Annotated in this window: 13 protein-coding genes and 1 other annotated feature; of the genes, 12 read left to right on the top strand and 1 reads right to left on the bottom strand. The window is 46.3% G+C overall.

What is annotated here, in order from left to right:
• Positions 1-16 precede the first annotated feature (16 nt).
• From NSQ50_RS24200 to leuS, 5 genes are all read left to right on the top strand, one after another.
• Positions 17-1,168 (top strand): cysteine desulfurase family protein, encoded by a 1,152-nt coding sequence (locus NSQ50_RS24200; protein ID WP_076141549.1) that lies wholly within the window; start codon positions 17-19, stop codon positions 1,166-1,168.
• 92 nt (positions 1,169-1,260) lie between these two features.
• Positions 1,261-1,782 carry a PRC-barrel domain-containing protein gene (locus tag NSQ50_RS24195; RefSeq protein ID WP_038572961.1) on the top strand — a complete coding sequence of 174 codons (522 nt, stop codon included), beginning with the start codon at positions 1,261-1,263 and terminating at the stop codon, positions 1,780-1,782.
• 14 nt (positions 1,783-1,796) lie between these two features.
• The gene (locus NSQ50_RS24190; protein ID WP_036677557.1) at positions 1,797-2,006 is read left to right on the top strand and encodes a hypothetical protein; all 210 of its coding nucleotides are present in this window, start codon (positions 1,797-1,799) and stop codon (positions 2,004-2,006) included.
• A 179-nt stretch (positions 2,007-2,185) separates the two neighbouring features.
• Positions 2,186-3,253 carry an AI-2E family transporter gene (locus NSQ50_RS24185; protein WP_036677553.1) on the top strand — a complete coding sequence of 356 codons (1,068 nt, stop codon included), beginning with the start codon at positions 2,186-2,188 and terminating at the stop codon, positions 3,251-3,253.
• Positions 3,254-3,325: 72 nt separating this feature from the next.
• Positions 3,326-3,588, top strand: a binding site (T-box leader).
• Positions 3,589-3,769: 181 nt separating this feature from the next.
• Positions 3,770-6,220, top strand: coding sequence for a leucine--tRNA ligase (gene leuS, locus NSQ50_RS24180; protein WP_036677550.1), 2,451 nt, complete (start codon positions 3,770-3,772; stop codon positions 6,218-6,220).
• A 61-nt stretch (positions 6,221-6,281) separates the two neighbouring features.
• Here the strand turns inward: leuS and comER are convergent, their stop codons facing one another.
• Entirely contained in the window at positions 6,282-7,133 is an 852-nt protein-coding gene (gene comER, locus NSQ50_RS24175; protein WP_076224579.1) for a late competence protein ComER, read from the bottom strand.
• 187 nt (positions 7,134-7,320) lie between these two features.
• Here comER and NSQ50_RS24170 point away from each other — a divergent pair, with 187 nt between their 5' ends.
• The 7 genes from NSQ50_RS24170 to NSQ50_RS24140 all read left to right on the top strand — a co-directional run bounded on the left by NSQ50_RS24170 (position 7,321) and on the right by NSQ50_RS24140 (position 17,247).
• Positions 7,321-8,031 carry a ComEA family DNA-binding protein gene (locus tag NSQ50_RS24170; protein WP_076224577.1) on the top strand — a complete coding sequence of 237 codons (711 nt, stop codon included), beginning with the start codon at positions 7,321-7,323 and terminating at the stop codon, positions 8,029-8,031.
• Between the two features lie 113 nt (positions 8,032-8,144).
• Complete coding sequence (locus NSQ50_RS24165; protein ID WP_036677545.1) at positions 8,145-8,663, top strand: deoxycytidylate deaminase; 519 nt, start codon at positions 8,145-8,147, stop codon at positions 8,661-8,663.
• A gap of 113 nt (positions 8,664-8,776) precedes the next feature.
• A complete protein-coding gene (locus tag NSQ50_RS24160) occupies positions 8,777-11,452 on the top strand; it encodes a ComEC/Rec2 family competence protein (protein ID WP_076224575.1) in 2,676 nt (891 codons plus the stop codon).
• An 854-nt stretch (positions 11,453-12,306) separates the two neighbouring features.
• Positions 12,307-14,370: a glycosyl hydrolase 115 family protein gene (locus tag NSQ50_RS24155; protein WP_256717081.1), complete on the top strand. Its 2,064-nt coding sequence runs from the start codon at positions 12,307-12,309 to the stop codon at positions 14,368-14,370.
• A gap of 178 nt (positions 14,371-14,548) precedes the next feature.
• The gene (locus NSQ50_RS24150) at positions 14,549-15,043 is read left to right on the top strand and encodes an RNA polymerase sigma factor (RefSeq protein WP_326058533.1); all 495 of its coding nucleotides are present in this window, start codon (positions 14,549-14,551) and stop codon (positions 15,041-15,043) included.
• Positions 15,040-16,158 carry a hypothetical protein gene (locus tag NSQ50_RS24145; RefSeq protein ID WP_076224573.1) on the top strand — a complete coding sequence of 373 codons (1,119 nt, stop codon included), beginning with the start codon at positions 15,040-15,042 and terminating at the stop codon, positions 16,156-16,158. The genes NSQ50_RS24150 and NSQ50_RS24145 overlap by 4 nt, the downstream gene beginning before the upstream one ends.
• 72 nt (positions 16,159-16,230) lie before the next feature.
• Positions 16,231-17,247 carry a LacI family DNA-binding transcriptional regulator gene (locus NSQ50_RS24140; protein WP_038572957.1) on the top strand — a complete coding sequence of 339 codons (1,017 nt, stop codon included), beginning with the start codon at positions 16,231-16,233 and terminating at the stop codon, positions 17,245-17,247.
• Positions 17,248-17,372: the final 125 nt, after the last annotated feature.

Genomic DNA, 17,372 nt, shown 5'->3' with positions numbered 1-17,372 from the left:
AGTGGAGAAATGAATGATGAAAACCATCTATTTGGACCACGCCGCATCAACCCCGGTTCATCCGGAGGTGGCCAAGGTCATGCTGAATATAATGACAGAACAATATGGAAATGCGTCCAGTGTACATCAGTTCGGACGTTCAGCCAAGAAAATATTAAATGGGGCGCGCGATACTATCGCCGCCTTTTTAGGCTGCTCGCCGGAAGAGTGGGTGTTCACTGGCGGCGGAACCGAAAGTGACAATCTAGCACTCTATGGAGCTGTCGCTGCTGTTGCCCAGAAAGGCAATCATATTATCACCTCTGCGATAGAGCATCATGCAGTGCTACATACCTGCGAAGAGCTGGAGAAGGAAGGCTTTAAGATTACTTATCTTCCTGTGGATTCTACAGGCCGAGTATCCGTTGCAGATGTAGAAGCAGCGGTGCAGGAAGACACAGTGCTAATCAGTGTAATGTATGCCAACAATGAGGTAGGAACCGTTCAGCCGATTCAGGAAATTGGCCAATTTGCCAGAGAGCGGGGTATTCTGTTCCATGTTGATGCTGTACAAGCTCTTGGTGCCTTACCGATCACACTGCGGGAGCTTCCGGTAGATTACATGAGCTTTACAGCTCACAAAATCAATGGACCTGGGGGGATCGGTGGCCTTTATGTGCGGAGTGGAGCACCGCTGCATCCAAGACTCCACGGTGGCCTTCAGGAGCGCGGCAGACGAGCCGGAACAGAAAATTTAGCAGGTACTGCTGGATTTGCCAAGGCTGTTGAAATAGCAGTTACAGGTCTATCAGAACGTCGACAAAAAGTGCAGCTCCTGCGCAATAGACTACTTGAAGAGCTGGATGCGCTGATTGGACGGGAAAGTTATTCAATTAACGGCAATACCGAGCATTTTTTGCCTAGTATACTGAATTTGAGCTTCCCGGGAGCTAGAACAGATGTTATGCTGATGAACCTGGATATGGACGGGATTGCGGCAGCAAGCGGTTCAGCCTGCACGTCAGGATCACTGGAAATATCCCATGTTCTGAGAGCAATGGAGCTTCCAGAAAATATTTTAGGGTCAGCGATTCGATTTAGCATGGGTTTGGGTAATACTACTGAAGAAATTGAGTACGTTGCTCGAAAAGTTGAAACCATTCTGAATCGGCTTCGTATCAGAGACTAGTTACTTCTAGGCTATGGTAGGTATCCTGATCATTCGGGCTTTCACTTTTTGAGAACTCGTAATTACACTCAAAGTGAGGAGACCGAGCAGCCATGAAACTTCAAGATCTGATCGGCTTGGCTGTATATGAAGTTGAAGAGGGTAACGCAATCGGCAAAATTGTCGATATTTTGCTCGATTCAAACTGGAATATTACGGGTATTGAACTGGAAAGCAAATCTTTTTTTGGTGGCCATGTGAAATTTGTGGCATGGGAAGATATTGTGGCCTACGGCGAGGATGCTGTCATGATTCGTAATAAAGAGTCGATTGATAAGATAGATGCCGATCATATACCTTGTACTTTTCTACTTGGAAAGAACAAACTTAAGGATTTGAAAGTGCTAACTACAACTGGAACTATACTCGGACGAATATCTGATGTTTATTTTGACCAAAAGTTGGGAAACACAATAGGAGCGCTGGAAATTAGTGACGGGCTTGTCACTGATTTGATCGAAGGCCGCAAATGGCTGCCTTGTTCTGACGAGATGTCCATTGGTGAGAATGCATTAATGGTTCCTGCGATGAGCGAAGAACGGCTACAAAAAGCCATTAATATTGTTAACGGATAGGTGGAATGTATTATATGAAGTGTCCAAACTGCAACTCCAAAGATATCGGAAAGATCGGTTCCCACCAGTTTTATTGCTGGGGCTGTTTCATCGAATTGACGGTAAATGGCGAAAAAATGTCGGTTTATCAAGTTGAAGAAGACGGCACACTAAGCTCGCTGGACGACCTGTTCTCCGGGGATGATATGACTCAGGATTTCCCGCAAATTCATGCGTCGTCTTAACTATGAATCTTGCTTTGTAAGCAAGACTGCTCTATGTACTTAAGCGTCAATTTCCTTTCAGCTGAAATCAGTTGCAAGGTTATTGACGCTTTTTTGTGTGTTTGATGGTTATTTTGCTGCGGCCATACATATACTTATTTACGAAGCTAGTCCAGGCTCTACCGCAGGAGGGTACTCTCATGGAACAATGGTCCCAAAGTAAATGGTTCCGCTGGATGATCGGAGTGCTGCTATCCCTGATCATTTTGTATTTTGTTTGGTTGCTTCGTCCGATGCTGCAGGGGATTTTTGTATTTTTAAAGGCAATCCTCGCTCCATTTCTGGCAGCTATGATTATTTCCTATGTGCTGAATCCCGTGGTTAGTATGCTGGCCGGACGGAAGATGCCGCGTAGCGTAGCTGTTCTACTTATATATGCAGTGTTTCTAACGGCGATTACCGTGATCGCCATCAACCTTATCCCGATGTTTATTGAGCAGCTTGAAGAATTAAATGAACATCTGCCTGAGATCACACTGCAAGCCCAGGGGCTGATGAGCCATATGAATACAAGGCTAATACCGCCTGGGGTTGAAATGGGGATGAACAACTGGTTTTTTCAACTGGAGAATCGTCTGGCCGAAGGGATTTCGCATTTTCTCGATAATATAGGGACAACGATTAACTTGCTGTTCAATGCTTTTATCGTGCCGTTTCTGGTGTTCTATATTTTGAAGGATTTTGACGTATTTGAACGGACGGTGGTCTCTTGTCTGCCCCGCGCACGCCGCAAGTCTATTGTTACTTTGTTAAAAGATATCGATGCTGCGCTCGGCAATTACATTCGCGGACAATTTCTGGTCTGCATCATTATAGGTGTGCTTGCCTATATCGGCTATGCCATCGTCGGAATGCCTTATGCCTTACTGTTCGCCAGTGTGGTGGCAGTATTTAATATTGTTCCGTATATGGGTCCTTTTCTAGGGGCTGCACCTGCCATTGTGATGGCTTCGACCGTCTCTTTTCGATTAGTTCTACTGGTTGCTGTGGTAAACACTTTATGCCAAATTGTGGAGAGCAATATTATTTCTCCACAGGTCGTAGGCAGGACGCTACATTTGCATCCGCTGCTTATTATCTTCGCATTGCTGGTAGGTGGTGAACTGGCAGGGATGATTGGACTTATCCTTGCTGTACCGTTCTTTGCAGCTGCAAAAGTCGTAATTCAACACTTTATGGCGTTTTTAATCAAACGAAAGCCCGTATAAAGGGATAATCATTGACTATTGATAACAGTTTTGTATATAATGTTGGGGAATATTACTGATGACTCAGTATATAGTTGTTCGATGATGAGGAGTATTAATTCTATACCGTTATTGCAGAGAGCCGACACTAAGGTGCGAGTCGGTTAACGGAACAGAGTGAACTCACCTCGGAGTAACGGTGCAAGTTTACAGGATATCCATAAGAGATAATGGATGTCATGAATGAACCGCCGTCGCCTCACCCCCGCTAAAGGGTGCAAAGTGAGTGGCAGAATAAAGTATATTCGCCGCTAACTAGGGTGGTACCACGGGAATTATAACCTCTCGTCCCTAGCGATAATACGCTAGGGATGGGAGGTTTTTTTGTAAATATAAGAGAGTATACGTTTTACGCAATACTTCATGTCTTATATTTCCCGCATAAACGCTTACCGTCCTTATAAGGACACCGAAGGTGTATATGCTTGGTTAAGAAATAAGAAATCTAAGAAGTAACACTCCAAGGAGGAGCAGACAATGAGCGACAATCAAACAAATAGCACACCCGCTGGTGGTTACCGGGCGCAGACTATTGAGCCGAAATGGCAAAAGTTCTGGGATGAGAACAAAAGCTTTAAGACAGGAGAAGATCCTGAAAAACCCAATTTTTATGCACTGGATATGTTTCCGTATCCTTCAGGTGCAGGACTGCACGTAGGTCATCCAGAGGGTTACACAGCGACTGATATCGTTTCTCGCTACAAGCGGATGCGCGGTTTCAATGTATTGCATCCGATGGGCTGGGATGCTTTTGGACTTCCGGCAGAGCAGTATGCGATGGATACCGGCCAGCATCCACGTGATTTTACCGATAAGAACATCGATAATTTCCGTCGTCAGATCAAATCGCTGGGTTTCTCCTACGATTGGGACCGCGAGATCAGCACGACAGATCCGGATTATTATAAATGGACACAATGGATTTTTATCCAGTTGTATAACAAAGGCCTGGCTTATGTAGCAGAAGTACCTGTTAACTGGTGTGAGGCACTGGGTACGGTACTTGCCAACGAAGAGGTTATCGATGGTAAAAGTGAGCGCGGCGGTCACCCGGTCGTGCGCAAACCGATGCGTCAATGGATTCTGAGAATTACAGAGTACGCTGAGCGTTTGCTGGAGGATCTGGAAGAACTGGATTGGTCCGAAAGCATCAAGGATATGCAGCGCAACTGGATCGGGAAATCAACAGGTGCAGAAGTGAACTTTAACATTGAAGGTCACGAGGCTAACCTGACCGTGTTTACTACACGTCCAGATACACTGTTCGGAGCAAGTTACTGCGTACTGGCACCAGAGCATGAGCTTGTTGATGTGATTACCACTGAAGCTCAGCGTGCTGCTGTGGCAGAATATCGTGAAAAAGCTTCTCGTAAGAGCGATCTGGAGCGTACGGATTTGGCAAAAGAGAAGAGCGGTGTCTTCACAGGCGCATATGCAATTAATCCTGTGAATGGTGCGAAGGCGCCAATCTGGATTGCAGATTATGTGCTTGCTGGTTACGGAACGGGAGCAATCATGGCAGTTCCGGGTCACGATACACGCGACTGGGAATTTGCTAAACAATTCGGCCTGAATATCGTGGAAGTCGTTCAAGGCGGCAACGTTGAAGAAGAGGCTTATTCCGGAGATGGTCCGCATGTCAATTCTGATTTCCTGAATGGACTCAAGAATGAAGAAGCGATTGCGAAGATGATTGCTTGGTTGGAAGAAAAGGGCGTAGGTAAAGGCAAAGTAACCTATCGTCTGCGTGACTGGCTGTTTAGCCGCCAACGCTACTGGGGAGAGCCCATTCCAATTCTGCATTTGGAAGACGGCACAATGAAGACTGTTCCAGTTGATCAGCTGCCGCTGGTACTGCCGGATGTAGATGCGATCAAACCTTCGGGTACAGGGGAATCTCCACTTGCGAATGTAACAGAGTGGGTGGAAACTATTGATCCTGAGACTGGCATGAAGGCTCGCCGCGAGACGAACACCATGCCGCAATGGGCGGGCAGCTGCTGGTATTACCTGCGTTATATTGATCCGAAAAACGATCAAGAGCTGTGCTCCCCTGAGAAGCAAAAAGCATGGCTTCCAGTAGATCTGTATATTGGTGGAGCGGAGCATGCCGTGCTTCACTTGCTCTATGCACGTTTTTGGCACAAGGTGCTTTATGATCTCGGCGTTGTTGAAACAAAAGAACCTTTCCATAAGCTGGTTAACCAAGGTATGATTCTTGGAAATAATAATGAAAAAATGAGTAAATCACGCGGAAATGTCATCAACCCGGATGAGATTGTGGAAGCTTTTGGTGCAGATACACTACGTGTGTATGAAATGTTTATGGGCCCTCTGGAAGCAACCAAACCTTGGAATGAAAAGGGTGTAGAAGGAGTTCACCGTTTCTTGTCCCGTGTATGGCGCCTGTTCGTGAGTGAAGATGGTAAGCTGAGCACCAAAATCACAGCAGACGGTGGCACTGACGAGTTCAAACGCACTTGGCACAAGACCATTAAGAAGGTCACTGATGATTTCGAGCATCTGCGTTTCAATACCTCAATTAGCCAGTTGATGATTTTTATTAACGATGCTTATAAGCAAGAAACTTTGTCCCAAGAAGCTGCTGAACACTTCGTACAAATGTTGTCACCACTGGCGCCTCACATCGCTGAAGAGCTGTGGCAGCTGCTCGGTCACGAAGGAAGTATCAGCTACGTGGCTTGGCCAACGTATGATGAAGCATGGACGGTGGATGCTGAGGTTGAAATCGTTATTCAGGTAAATGGTAAAATCGTACAACGCGCGTTGATCCCGCAGGATATGGGTCAAGAAGAGATGCAAGCTCATGCGTTGTCACTCCCGAATGTGAGTGCAGCAGTAGAAGGTAAAACCGTACGCAAGATCATTGCGGTTCCTGGCAAGCTTGTAAATATCGTAGTGGGTTAAGCGAAGAACGCAATAATGCCCGCAGCAACGGAGAACTCCGTGCTGCGGGTTTTATTGTTTTCTAACGGTCTACAGGACTTTGAATAATACCGTCATGCCCAAATAGCGCATCCAGCTTGGTGACATCCTCATCGTATTTATCATGCGTAGTCATGATGAGACGTTCGAATACGCCCTCAAGGCTAATGCGAAGATGGTTCAGTGCCTCTGCGGTAATCCCGCCACGGACAGCTACACGTTCTTGGAGCTCTTGCGGGGTGAATTCTCCTTCTGTTAGCAGCTTGCCTGTTCCAAGCAGCATTTCACCTGCAAGCCGGCTGATTAACGTCTCTTCAATCCCGGTAACTTCCACCGCAGCTTCAATCCAGCGTTCAATGAAATAGCTCAAGAACGCAGGTCCGCAGCTGGAGAAATCAGAAGCGATTCGGGTATGGGCCTCTTGAATTTCCAAAGGAACACCTATGAAAGACAACATCTGCAGCAGCACAAGCCTGTCTTCTTTATTAAGCCTGCTGCCAAATATGCACAGTGATGTCCCACTTTTGACACAGTGTGTAATGCTGGGGATGATCTTGGCTATTTTGGACGGCAAAGCGGATTCCAGATGTTGCAATTGAACGGGACTAGTAATGGATACGACGATTTGATCGCTGCGGAGATAAGGGCCGATCTCATCTGTTAAGGTTTTGAATTCCAGCGGTTTTACACATAAAAAAACAATGTCACTTCCAGTCGCTGTTTCACTATTGCTTCCGCATAAGTTTATGCCGGGATGACGATCTTCTAGCTCCAGCAGTTTATTCAGACTGCGGTTGCTGGCGAGTACATCGCACGGATTCAGGGCTCCGGAAGAAAGAAAGGCGTCAATCAGCAGGCTGCCCATGCTGCCTGTTCCGATAAATCCTACTTTCACCTGTGGTTCCTCCTTTCTAGCGTTGCTTTTTTACTAACTGACATGAATGCTCTTCGTTATATGTATGCAGGATAGACTTGGACAGATGACAGGTTTTGTATGAATTATTAAAGGAGTTTCCAGCCGCAGGAATGTATGAAGATTCACAAAAAGGCATAAGAAGAATTTTTGTGAGGAGGAAAGTGATATGAATAAAGGGAGTATCGTGCTCGGAGTGGCTGCTGCTGTAATAGGAAGTGGGCTATTCTGGGCGGCGGGAAGCAAGGGCGATTCCGGGATTGCCGGGTGGGAGACTTTGAATGTTGGTATGGAGCAAGCTGTTGGAATCGCTGAGTCTGGTGACGCTCCAGCTGCTGGGGGCAGTGAGGGAGGTCATCAGACGAAAGGAAATAAGCAACATTTAGAGAAAGATGCAGGGCAGGCTGAAGCTGCTGGGAATGTTGAAGACGGTGAGAAGGTTAAGGAGGCTGCGCAAGCAGAAGAAGCTGAACAAGCTGTCCAAACTTCGGCAGATGAAAAAGCTACGGCAGCCGCTGCGGGGGAGCGAGCAAAAGGAGCGGGCCAAACACCAACGGCAGAAGGTCAAACACCAACAGGGGCAGAAGTTCAAACGCCAAACATTGCAGGAAAGCAAACGTCGGCAGGGGATAAAGCTGTTGCGGCTAAGGAGGCGACTGAGCTTTCCGCATCAGCAGCTTCACAGGAAGGTAAAGTAAATGTGAATACTGCGGGTGTTAAGGAGCTGATGGATCTTCCGGGCATCGGAGAAAAGAAGGCTCAGGCAATTATGGATTACCGCAACCTTGTAGGGACCTTTCGCAGCCTATCTGATCTGGGGAAGGTGAAGGGGATAGGACCTAAAATGCTGGAGAAGTTAAAAGCTTTAGTAATATTTTGAAGATAAATAGGAAATGAAGATCGTTGGAAGTGCCACAACCGTTGTCCTAGTGAAAACTTGCGGGGATGTGCTACAATAGTTAACAACTATTTAGAAGGATATGGAGATTGATTATGACTACTGCCTATCGTAAAGACTGGGATACTTATTTCATGGACATTGCCTGTATGGTCTCAACTCGTTCACGCTGCTCACGACGACATGTAGGTGCTGTGCTGGTGCAAGGCAAAAAGCTGCTTGGTACCGCGTACAACGGGGCGCCAATGGGCGTACCTGATTGCTCAGAGGCAGGTTGTATGCTCTCGGAGCAATATGAGATGGAGATCGTGGATGGCGTAGAGACTATGGTGAAGAAACAGCGCTGCATTCGCACGATTCATGCGGAACAGAATCTTTTGCTATTCACAGACCGGATTGACCGGGAAGGCAGCACCGTCTATGTGACGGATGAGCCTTGCTGGACCTGTGCAAATATGCTGGCTAATAGCGGTATTGTGGAGATTGTGTATTATCGTCCTTACCGTAAGGATATGGAAAAGGTAGAGGCAATGATGGCTGCCAAAGGCATCGTATTTCGCCAATTGGAAAATTATGAGCCGCCAAGTGAAACGATGATTAAAGTAGCGGATTAGCTGTATTGTACAACCCTAATTGAATAAGATGACTTGAGGAAGAACCTCTCGTACGCTTTTATGGCGTATGCAGAGGTTCTTTTTTTATCTTGCGAAAGGAGGAGAATGGAGGCGTGAAGGAGAGACCCTTATTAAGTTTTACAGTGTGTTGGGTGACTGGAAGTGCAGCAGCGTGTTTATACTCAGGGATTAGCTTGTGGTTGGCGGGGGCTGGATTACTATTGTTACTGGTTAGTATGAGAGTTTGGGTGAACATGAGCTGGAAACAGCTGGCGGTATTTTGTTTGGCGATTATTATATCCGCTGGATATTGGGAATGGAATGAAGGCCGCAATGTAAGTCACCTGCCTGAAGTGCTGGGGAAATTATTTTCGGAGTTGAATGAGACTGCCGTGGAGGCTAAGGGGACGATTATTTCCGTTGTGGAACGGGACGGGGACCGGGTTGATTTTACGATGAAGCTCTCAGAGTTATCGTTGATTACTGAGGAAGAGGCCGCTTCGCCTGATCCGCGGGACGAACAAGATATAAGGGGGCATGGGGAGTTAATTATGGTGCAGATCAAACTTCTTGCCGAGCAAGAAATCGCTATTGCCGCGGAGTGGCGCAGAGGGGATCAGGTGTCGCTAAACGGTGTACTTGAAGAGCCAGCGACAGCGCGGAATTACGGAGGGTTTGATTATCGAGCCTATTTACATACGCAGAAGATCCACTGGCTTCTAAAGGGTCAGGGGGCAGAGAACGTGCAAGCAACGGCTCCAGATTCATGGCGTCCGTTAATGATCTTACGCTGGAATGATAAAGCGCGGGCAGTTCTTGGAGCAGAGACGGATCGGCTGTTTCAAGAGCGCCACTCTGGATATATGAAGGGTTTGGTGATTGGGATGCAGGATGATCTCGATCCGGATACCTTTAAGCAGTTCTCACAACTTGGGTTGACACATATCCTCGCCATTTCAGGCATGCATGTTGCAGTGTATGTTGGTGTTCTTTTATTTATATTCAGGCGCTTACGGATGACAAAAGAGACCACGCTAACAGTCACCTTAGTGCTCGTTCCCATATACGTCCTTTTGACAGGTGCAGGTCCGTCTATCGTACGTGCGGGATTAATGAGTATGATTGCATTGCTCGCTGCACGAGTTGGCATGCTGAAGGATGGACTGAATATTTTGGCTGCAGCGGCACTGGTTATGCTGATTTGGAATCCTTACATGCTGCTCAGTGTCAGTTTCCAGTTGTCATTTCTGGTGACCTTAGGATTAATGGTCTACGTTCCGCTTATGGACCCTCTGCTGAGGGCACTGCCACGCTGGCTTAAAAGCGCCGTCTCTGTGACTCTAGTTGCCCAGTTGGTCTCATTTCCATTGACGATCTATTATTTTAATCAATTTTCGCTGCTGTCTTTAGTGGCTAATCTGGTTTTTGTGCCCTTTATTACTTTTATTGTATTGCCTTTAGGAACGCTGGCGCTACTGCTTGGACGATTGTGGGGAGATGCTGCAATTTTTTTGGCACATATTACGGAGCTGCTGAATAACGTTACTTTTTATGCGGTTGAATGGATCAATGGTTTTGCTGGTGGAGTTTTGATTTGGCGCTCGCCTTCACTGCTGTGGATCGGAGTGTATTATGTCTTGTTGTACGGGCTGTTGTATGCTGCCAAGCTAAGAATGGAAGCCCGCGCAACACCGCAGTATATGGAGGATGAGACGAGGCCGTTAGCTGAGATTGGTTTAGCTGTGAACAAGCACGGCGGGTTTGGGGGAGCGGGGAGCGCACAGTATTTTTTGGATGCGCCTATGTTTGTACGTTGGAGCGGAGCGATTGTTCTACTATCTGCGGTTGGACTGGGCCTAATGCTGTACAATGGTTATCAGTCAGAAAGAATGGAAGGTAAAGGGACGATTAGTTATCTGGATATCGGGCAAGGCGACAGTATCCTCATCACTACACCAAAAGGAGCTCATATCCTTGTAGATGGTGGAGGAACGTTAAATTTTGGGCAAAAAGAAGAATGGCGGATTCGCCGCAGCCCGTTCGAGGTAGGGGCTAAAGTGTTGGTGCCCTTGCTTAAAAAACGTGGGATCCACCGTCTGGACGCGATTATTTTGACTCATGGGGATCAGGATCATGCCGGGGGACTCCAAGCCGTTATGGAGGCGATTCCGGTTTCGGCACTGCTTTTTAATGGCACACTCGCTGACCGTGAATCTTATATGGAGATGATGCGGACTGCGCTGGAGAACAATGTTCAACTGTATGCCGTGTATCAGGGAATGAGGCTTTCCCCGGATGATAAGACAAAGCTGTCCTTTTTATGGCCGGGAGAACAAGATAGAGAGGGAGCAGCGTCAGGTGCTTCTATGCTGAATAGCATCCCAATGCTAGAGGATCAGAACCACGATTCTGTAGTTTTTCGTTTAGAGATGAACGGAAGAAATTTTCTATTTACCGGAGATATGGATCTGGAAGCCGAGGAGGAGATTGTGCAGCAAGCACTGCAAAAGGGTATTAACGCAGGACCTTCCATTGACGTTTTAAAAGTAGCTCACCATGGGAGCAAAACTTCAACAGGCGAGTCTTGGCTGCAGTTCTGGCATCCATCGGCTGCGGTGATTTCTGCGGGAGTAAATAATCTATATGGTCATCCGAAAGCTGAGGTATTGGAACGTTTGGAAGTTAATCATGCTGCTATTTTTAGAACGGATCAGCAGGGGGAGATTCAGATGCGTGTGCGGGCCGACGGGATTATGGTGCGTCATAAGTTGGCGGAGGGAGCGGATTAAGGAAGGTAGTAGAGTAATGTGATTGAGTGCTGGGTGGTGTATGTTAATTTTCGCAGACTCTATAAAGCTCCTTTAAAGCTCCTTTAAAGCCCCTTTAAAGCTCCTTTCGTGGTCTTTTACACCACTATAAAATCTAAAACCTTGTTTAGTTGCACTTTGTGCAATAGATCGCACCTTAAAGTAGCTGGATCTTCATTTAGTTGCACTTTGTACACTTAAAATCTGGAAAAACGCCTATTTCTCTAATTTTGAGCAGAAATAGTTGCATGAAGTGCAACTAAATCACTTTATGAGCTGGAAAGATCTTTTTTAGTTGCACAAAGTGCAATTGAACGCTCCATATGAACATATCAAAGCATCTCAGTTACATATTATCGTTGTAGCGATACTAACTTTCGCATAAGTTCCTGTTACTTGCTGATGATCCCAGTCCATTTGTTCTAGCACCAGCTGCTCTAATAACGTAACTGTTGTCCTGTCTAGCACCAGCTGCTCTAATAATGTAACTGTTGTGCCTGTCTAGCACCAGCTGCTCTAATGCAGTAACTGTAGTCCCTGTCTAGCACCACCTGCTCTAATGCAGTAACTGTAGTCCCTGTCTAGCACCAGCTGCTCTATTGCAGTAACTGTTGTAACTGTTGTCCTGTCTAGCACCAACTGCTCTAATACAGTAGCTCCAGCTCCAGTAACCGCCGTCCTATTATTACGCGTGCATGCACAATCTATGTAAACGCTTTATAATAGAGATAGAAGATTCTGGTAAACTCTATGCCTATTTAAACTATGTTTCAAAGCCCGGTGGTGAGAAGCTTATGTCCTCCGTGTTTTGTAGCGAATTAGGAGATGAAGCGATAGTGAATACATATGCAGAATTTAGAGTCACAGCGGAAAGTGTATACGATGTTCAAGTGGAATGTAGTAATCCAATTGGACATGCTTGGCGAATGATCGCCAGAGATCATGAGCAGGTGTTCGGAAAAGCTCCGTTACAAGGAGCAGCAGCTACTGTAATTATTCGTTATGCAACACAGGATGATGGCTGCCCGGAATGGGCAGAGGGTTTTTGTTTGCATTTTGCAGGTAGTGAAGAGGATCGGGTCCTGCATATTATCGGCCGTGATGAATTGGGCATTATTTATGGGATGCTTCATTACAGCCGCCACGTGCTTGGTGTCGATCCCTTCTGGTTCTGGGCGGAGCTTCCTCCTGCTAAGAAAGATGCGATCAATCTGCCTGTTTCTGACTACAACAGCATTCAGCCAAAGGTACGTTACCGAGGTTGGTTCGTGAATGATGAAGTGTGTCTTATTGGCTGGAAGGAGGATTATCCTCCGACGGCGGAGGTATGGGAGCCTGTTTTTGAAGCGCTGCTGCGCTGTGGTGGAAATATGGTAATCCCGGGGACGGATTTGCCGAGAGACGGAGTTCATCATCAGCTTGCGGTAGATATGGGACTGTGGATCACACATCATCATGCGGAGCCGCTTGGCGCGCAAATGTTCCTACGTGCTTTTCCGGGCAAGCTGGCTAGCTATAAAGAATATCCAGAATTGTTTGAACAGCTGTGGAGAGAAGCCATCGAGCGGCAAAAAGATGAAAAAACACTCTGGGTGCTCTCCTTCCGCGGACAGGGCGATAAACCATTTTGGGAGAATGACCCCTCTTTTGATACTCCGGAGAAACGGGGCGATTTGATCTCATTTGTGGTTCGCAAGCAATACGATATGATCTGTGAATATGTGGACCAGCCTGTGTGCTGTATGGCGATGTACGGAGAAATTGCGGAGCTGTATAAACAGGGAAAGATCGAAGTTCCAGAAGGTGTTATTAAAATATGGGCGGATAACGGATACGGCAAAATGGTGTCGCGACGACATGGCCATCTGAATCTGCGCGTACCTGCTCTACCCGAGGCAGGTGATCAAGGCAAAAACGGGGTATATTACCACGTCACCTTCCACGATTTGCAGGCCTCCAATCATCTAACACAATTCCCTACGGATCCGTCCTTTATAGTGGAGGAATTACAGGGTGCATTTGCGGCAGGGGCTAGTGAATATCTGCTGGTGAATTCAGGGAATATTTTGCCTCATCTCTATACATTAGATCTGACAGCAAAGTTGTGGATGGATGGAACAGCAGATGCTGATGAACAGCTTCAGACCTTCGTTAACCGTTTCTACACAGCGCAGCAGGGGCGAATTGCCCAATTGTACAAAAGCTACTTCAAAAACACCATAGTATATGGTCCTAATGCTGACGACCGCGCAGGCGATGAATTCTATCATCATCCGGCAAGGCAGATTATAGGGCATTGGCTGCAAAATAAGACGGAGAGCGATGAACGTCTGCGCTGGGCCGCAGGGGATGTTCCTTTTGTAGAGCAGGTTCGATGGTTCAGGGATCGAGCTGAGCGAGTTGTACTAGTCTGGTATCTGCTGCGAAAGCAGTGCCTAGAGGTGATGGGACTTTTACCCGAAAAAGAGCGAAACAGGCTGCATGTTCAACTGCTAGTTCAAATTGAGCTGCATTGGAGCGGGTGCAGAGGGTTAGCCTCTCTTTGCCAGGCGTATATGTGTTACCAAGAAGAGCGATTTCCAGAGGCGTTTATCGAAGCTTCTCATGCGGTTTGGGATTATAAGGAGGGCCAGCAGGCTCTTTTACGGGCAGAGATCGGTCAGTGGAAGCATTTTTATCGGGCTGATTGGTTGACCAATATTGCCAACACTATAGATCATGTAGAAACAGCCCGCAAATTTTTGCGGATTCAGGGGGATAGTCCGGATATGTTTTTATGGTATAAGGAATATTTGATGCCCGAGACTGAAAAGCATATCTATCTGGAAAATACGCATCGTAATCCGTTACCGGACGATGAGCTTGCACGGCGGCTGGAGGAGAAATTCAGCTCTCTTTAAAATATCCGCACACCACTAGTGAACGCTTAAAACGTTCATCGGTGGTGTTTTTTAATGAATGACCTATTTTTTTATTTTAGAGGGAACTTTTTCAAGTTTGGAAAGTCTTATTAGGCAAGGGGTGAGGCGAAACATGCTAAGCGAAGATATACCATATACAGCAGCGTACGCGCCCGCAATGAGTTTGCGGGAAATGATGGAGGCGCATGGCTCGGATGTGTGGAATTATGCTTTTTTCTTAACTAGAAGTCGAGAGCAGGCAAATGATATCAGCCAAGAAGTATTTTTGAAGGCGTATAAGAATGTTGGGAAATACCGGGGTCAATCTTCGATGAAAACCTGGCTGCTTACAATTACCAGAAATACGGCCTTCAGTTGGAGCAAAAATAGCTTTTGGCGCAGATTCATAGCTTTGGGCGATCAACCTACTACTGTTAATGCTCCTTCTGCGGAAAAAGAAGCTCTCGGCAATCAGTATGCGAACCGTATCTGGGAAATTATTATGACCCTTCCAGAGAAGAACAGAGAGGTGCTTGTGCTAGATATTCAACATGGATTATCCATTGCCGAAATGTCAGATTTGCTGAATGTAGCACAAGGAACCGTGAAATCTCGGCTCGCGCGGGCGAGAGAGAAGGTTAAAGAGGCTATCCAGAAGGAGGAGAGGGAATGAAACGCAACGCGGATGATAGTAATCCAGTGATGATCGGGCAGACGGATTGGTATGTGGAAGCAGGCAAAAGACCTTTCATTGAAGATGGTTTCACGCCTGAGTTAATGATGCGGATCGAACAGGCTGCTGTGAATAAAAATTCAGGTTACAAACGTTATTGGATGAATAAAAATGTGCTTCTAACCAGTCTGGCTACGGTTTTGTTGATAGGTGCGCTTACCTTGCCTATGGGTGTATGGAAAAACACAGGGCCAATCCATTCGCCATCCGTTCAGTCACAAGGCGCAGGCATACTGCCTTCTTCTAGTTCTGCAACTAATGATAAAGCGTTAGAGCCTCCGACAAGTCCAGTAGAATTTGAGATTAGCGGTAAGAAATACTACATGCCTTTGCCAATGAACAGAGATAAGAGCAAAGCGTATGCCGTTGAGACAACAGCGGGAATTCTTTGGTCGCCGCCACCCCCGATGGTTGACTACAAGAAGCCAAAGTACACACATCCTACAGAACCGTTCACTCTTTACCTGAGCTCTAAGGACCAGACGGAGCTATCGGCTTCTTCGGCTACTAGGATTTATACTTTTCCTCTTTATGGGGGAGGGGCAAGTACGTATCAATATTTGAGTGGATTTTTTGGGGCAGGCGATTACGTCCTGTTAATTTCCTTCAAAATGACTCTTGGTGTAGGAATGTATGAGGATGTTAAATTTTCAATGCTTAATGTTAAAAAAGCAGCGGCGGGAGAATCTGTAGTTCCAATAGCGCTTGCATCCTTCGATAATACACTTTTAGAATACAAGTCATTAATCGCTGTTGATAAGGAGCATGGACAACTCGTACTTAGTTACTTAGAATATGCAGGGGATAAAAAGTACAAAGAGAAAACCGTACTTTATGATATGGAGACCATGAGCATTCCAACACCTGCTACAGCAATTGGTTTTAAAGAGATTAAGGGAGAAACATTAATTATGGATTATAAAGTGGGTGGGGAACAACGTAAAGCGGATATTCTTACGAAAGCTGGATTGGGGTGGCTGGATGAGAATTGGGCTTTTTTATCCGAAGAGCAACAAAATAAGCTTTATATGGATTATATGAACAATACTCCCTAGTAGATAAATCACTAAATAAAAGCTATACTTTTTGATAAAGTATTTTCTTTTGAGAAGAGTGGAGCCGAAGCGATGAAGAAGTTAACGATTGATGATGTGGCTCAAAAAGCGGGAGTTTCGAAAAGTACGGTCTCCCAATTTTTGAACAAACGTTTTAAATATATGAGTGAAGCGACGAAAAACCGGATTGAGGCAGTAATTGAGGAGCTTAATTATCAGCCGAATGGTCTGGCGCGCAGTCTGAAGCAGAATCGGACGCATATGGTCGGGATCATCGTAGCCAATATTGACTATACGCTGTCAATCCAATGTATCCGGGCGATTGAGAATGAGCTGCAGCATCACGGAATCCAAGTGATCATATGCAACGCGGATGAGAATGCGGAGAAAGAAAGCAAGTATGTAGAAACCTTAATCGCACGTCAGGTGGACGGGCTGATTATTTTTCCTACAGGGAATAACCCGTCTGCCTATAGCAAGCTGATAGAGGCTGATTTTCCGCTAGTCTTTATGGATCGTCTGGTAGATGGAATCACCACGCAGAGTCTATTGCTGGACAATGAAATGGCGGCAAAGATAGGCGTAGGGCAGCTAATACAGCAAGGTCATGAGCGGATTGCTCTGGTGTCCCTCCCAATTGGGGAGCATGCGATTACCCCTCGGAAAGAGCGGATTAGTGGCTACAAAAAAGCGATGGAAGAAGCGGGCATAACGCTGCGTGAGGAGTATATTTGCAGTGTATCCAAAGAGGAATTAGCTTCGGGGCTGGAACACTTATTAGCACTGCCGGAGCCGCCGACCGCGTTGCTTGCTACGAACGACATCACGCTAGCGGAGATTCTGAAATATGCGAATCGAAATGCCATCTCTATTCCAGAACAGTTGTCGGTCATCGGGATAGATGATGCGGAATTCGCGCAAATATATAATCCGGTCATTACGACAATCCGACAGCCTGCTTACGAGATGGGGATGCAGGCTGCCAAGATTATACTCTCTTGTATCGAGGATAAGGGAGCTTCTGTTCCAATTACATATCGTTTTCCGCCGACCTTGCAGCAAGGGCAGTCGGTGAAGTCTTACAAATAAGTTCGAACTATAAAAAGGGGAGTGCCCAGCAGCTATTTCTTAGCTTGTTGAGCACTCCCCCTTTTATTGGACCTAACTTTATCTAAACACTAAACTTGGGTTTGATTGAGTAATATTTTCGAGCA

Origin of the sequence: Paenibacillus sp. FSL R10-2788, from assembly GCF_038003885.1 — a bacterium.
In the GTDB taxonomy this organism is placed as follows: domain Bacteria; phylum Bacillota; class Bacilli; order Paenibacillales; family Paenibacillaceae; genus Paenibacillus_AQ; species Paenibacillus_AQ odorifer.
Note: the sequence above shows the minus strand (reverse complement) of the source record. Positions and strands in the feature narration are given on the sequence as shown.

Bases quoted from the DNA above. Each gene is read 5' to 3' on its own strand.
- NSQ50_RS24200 (WP_076141549.1), top strand. From the start codon at position 17: ATGAAAACCATCTATTTGGACCACGCCGCATCAACCCCGGTTCATCCG.
- NSQ50_RS24195 (WP_038572961.1), top strand. From the start codon at position 1,261: ATGAAACTTCAAGATCTGATCGGCTTGGCTGTATATGAAGTTGAAGAG.
- NSQ50_RS24190 (WP_036677557.1), top strand. From the start codon at position 1,797: ATGAAGTGTCCAAACTGCAACTCCAAAGATATCGGAAAGATCGGTTCC.
- NSQ50_RS24185 (WP_036677553.1), top strand. From the start codon at position 2,186: ATGGAACAATGGTCCCAAAGTAAATGGTTCCGCTGGATGATCGGAGTG.
- leuS (WP_036677550.1), top strand. From the start codon at position 3,770: ATGAGCGACAATCAAACAAATAGCACACCCGCTGGTGGTTACCGGGCG.
- NSQ50_RS24170 (WP_076224577.1), top strand. From the start codon at position 7,321: ATGAATAAAGGGAGTATCGTGCTCGGAGTGGCTGCTGCTGTAATAGGA.
- NSQ50_RS24165 (WP_036677545.1), top strand. From the start codon at position 8,145: ATGACTACTGCCTATCGTAAAGACTGGGATACTTATTTCATGGACATT.
- NSQ50_RS24150 (WP_326058533.1), top strand. From the start codon at position 14,549: ATGAGTTTGCGGGAAATGATGGAGGCGCATGGCTCGGATGTGTGGAAT.
- NSQ50_RS24145 (WP_076224573.1), top strand. From the start codon at position 15,040: ATGAAACGCAACGCGGATGATAGTAATCCAGTGATGATCGGGCAGACG.
- NSQ50_RS24140 (WP_038572957.1), top strand. From the start codon at position 16,231: ATGAAGAAGTTAACGATTGATGATGTGGCTCAAAAAGCGGGAGTTTCG.